We start from the raw sequence: 2500 nt of genomic DNA on the forward strand, positions 1-2500 counted from the left end.
GATTTGAGGTGAACGTGCGCTTAGCAGACCTGGCAGCGACCTACTCTCCCGCGTCTTGAGACGAAGTACCATCAGCGCTGGAGCGTTTCACGGCCGAGTTCGGAATGGGATCGGGTGCAGCCGCTCCGCCATAACCACCAGGTCGGCAAAACGCACGTTCAAATCGAGAAGCTGGGTTAGGGATTAGGCAGTAGCCAATAGCGAGTAGGGATAACTGCTCGCTATCTGCTTGTGCCAGATGCCTGTCTTTTCGTGCCAAGGCGACGTCTGCATTTCGCCTACGGGCGAAGCCCGCAAGCGCGACTACGCGTCGCCGGTCGTCCGGCGCCCTCGCGGAGCATAGGCCCGTAAGGGCCGCTCATGCGTGAGCGCTGGCAGACCATCCGACTTTGTCGGATGGATATAAGTAATGAGAACGATCAAGCCTATCGAACTATTAGTACCGGTAAGCTTCAAGCGTTGCCGCTCTTCCACACCCGGCCTATCAACGTGGTCGTCTTCCACGGTTCTCAGGGAATACTCGTTTCAAGGTGGGTTTCCCGCTTAGATGCCTTCAGCGGTTATCCCGTCCGGATATAGCTACCCTGCGATGCGGCTGGCGCCACAACAGGTCCACCAGAGATCCGTCCATCCCGGTCCTCTCGTACTAGGGACAGATCCTTTCAATATTCCTACACCCACGGCAGATAGGGACCGAACTGTCTCACGACGTTCTGAACCCAACTCACGTACCGCTTTAAATGGCGAACAGCCATACCCTTGGGACCTGCTCCAGCCCCAGGATGCGATGAGTCGACATCGAGGTGCCAAACAACCCCGTCGATATGGACTCTTGGGGGTCATCAGCCTGTTATCCCCGGCGTACCTTTTATCCGTTGAGCGATGGCCCTTCCACGCGGGACCACCGGATCACTATGACCGACTTTCGTCTCTGCTCGACTTGTCAGTCTCGCAGTCAGGCAGGCTTATGCCATTGCACTCAGCGAACGATTTCCGACCGTTCTGAGCCCACCATCGCGCGCCTCCGTTACTCTTTAGGAGGCGACCGCCCCAGTCAAACTACCCACCATACATTGTCCCGGACCCGGATAACGGGCCGCGGTTAGACATCCATAGTAATAAGGGTGGTATTTCAAGGGTGGCTCCACCTGAGCTGGCGCCCAGGTTTCAAAGCCTACCACCTATCCTACACATGCCACTACGAATGCCAATGTAAAGCTATAGTAAAGGTGCACGGGGTCTTTCCGTCTAACCGCAGGAACCCCGCATCTTCACGGGGAATTCAATTTCACTGAGTCTATGCTGGAGACAGCGGGGAAGTCGTTACGCCATTCGTGCAGGTCGGAACTTACCCGACAAGGAATTTCGCTACCTTAGGACCGTTATAGTTACGGCCGCCGTTTACTGGGGCTTCGATTCAGAGCTTGCACCCCTCCTCTTAACCTTCCAGCACCGGGCAGGCGTCAGACCCTATACGTCGCCTTGCGGCTTCGCAGAGCCCTGTGTTTTTGATAAACAGTCGCTACCCCCTGGTCTGTGCCACCCTCCCCTGCTTGCGCAGAAAAGGGTCACGCTTCTTCCGAAGTTACGCGTGCAATTTGCCGAGTTCCTTCAGCATAGTTCTCTCAAGCGCCTTGGTATACTCTACCTGACCACCAGTGTCGGTTTCGGGTACGGTCTATAAGGAGGAGCTATTTCCTGGAACCACTCCGCTGCCCTTTCAATCCGATAAGATTGGACAACTTGTGTGATCCGTCACTACCTCCAGGCCCACGAATATTAACGTGGTTCCCATCGACTACGCGTTTCCGCCTCGTCTTAGGGGCCGGCTAACCCTGCTCAGATTAACTTTAAGCAGGAACCCTTGGTCTTTCGGCGGGGGAGTCTCTCACTCCCCTTACGTTACTCATGTCAGCATTCGCACTTCTGATACCTCCACCGCCCCTCACGGGTACGGCTTCATCAGCTTACAGAACGCTCCGCTACCGCTCGTGATTGCTCACGAACCCTAAGCTTCGGTGTATGGCTTTAGCCCCGTTACATTTTCGGCGCAAAGACCCTTATTTAGACCAGTGAGCTGTTACGCTTTCTTTAAATGATGGCTGCTTCTAAGCCAACATCCTGGTTGTTTTGGGATCCTCACATCCTTTCCCACTTAGCCATAACTTGGGGACCTTAGCTGTAGGTCAGGGTTGTTTCCCTTTTCACGACGGACGTTAGCACCCGCCGTGTGTCTGCCGACTAGTACTCCCAGGTATTCGGAGTTTGGTTAGGTTTGGTAATCCGGTGAGGACCCCTAGCCCATCCAGTGCTCTACCCCCTGGGGTATTCGGTCGACGCTCTACCTAAATAGATTTCGCGGAGAACCAGCTATTTCCGAGTTTGATTGGCCTTTCACCCCTAGCCACAAGTCATCCCGAACTATTGCAACAGTTATGGGTTCGGTCCTCCAGTAAGTGTTACCTTACCTTCAACCTGCTCATGGCTAGATCACTCGGTT

General features: G+C 54.7%; 2 rRNA genes (1 of these 2 cut by a window edge). Both read right to left on the reverse strand.

What is annotated here, in order from left to right:
* Positions 1 to 27 precede the first annotated feature (27 nt).
* A 5S ribosomal RNA gene (gene rrf / locus RFM52_RS32465) occupies positions 28 to 142 on the reverse strand.
* A gap of 273 nt (positions 143 to 415) precedes the next feature.
* Positions 416 to 2500, reverse strand: a 23S ribosomal RNA gene (locus RFM52_RS32470); it runs 715 nt beyond the window's last position.

It is taken from the genome of Mesorhizobium humile (genome assembly GCF_033977215.1).
Taxonomy (GTDB): domain Bacteria; phylum Pseudomonadota; class Alphaproteobacteria; order Rhizobiales; family Rhizobiaceae; genus Mesorhizobium; species Mesorhizobium humile.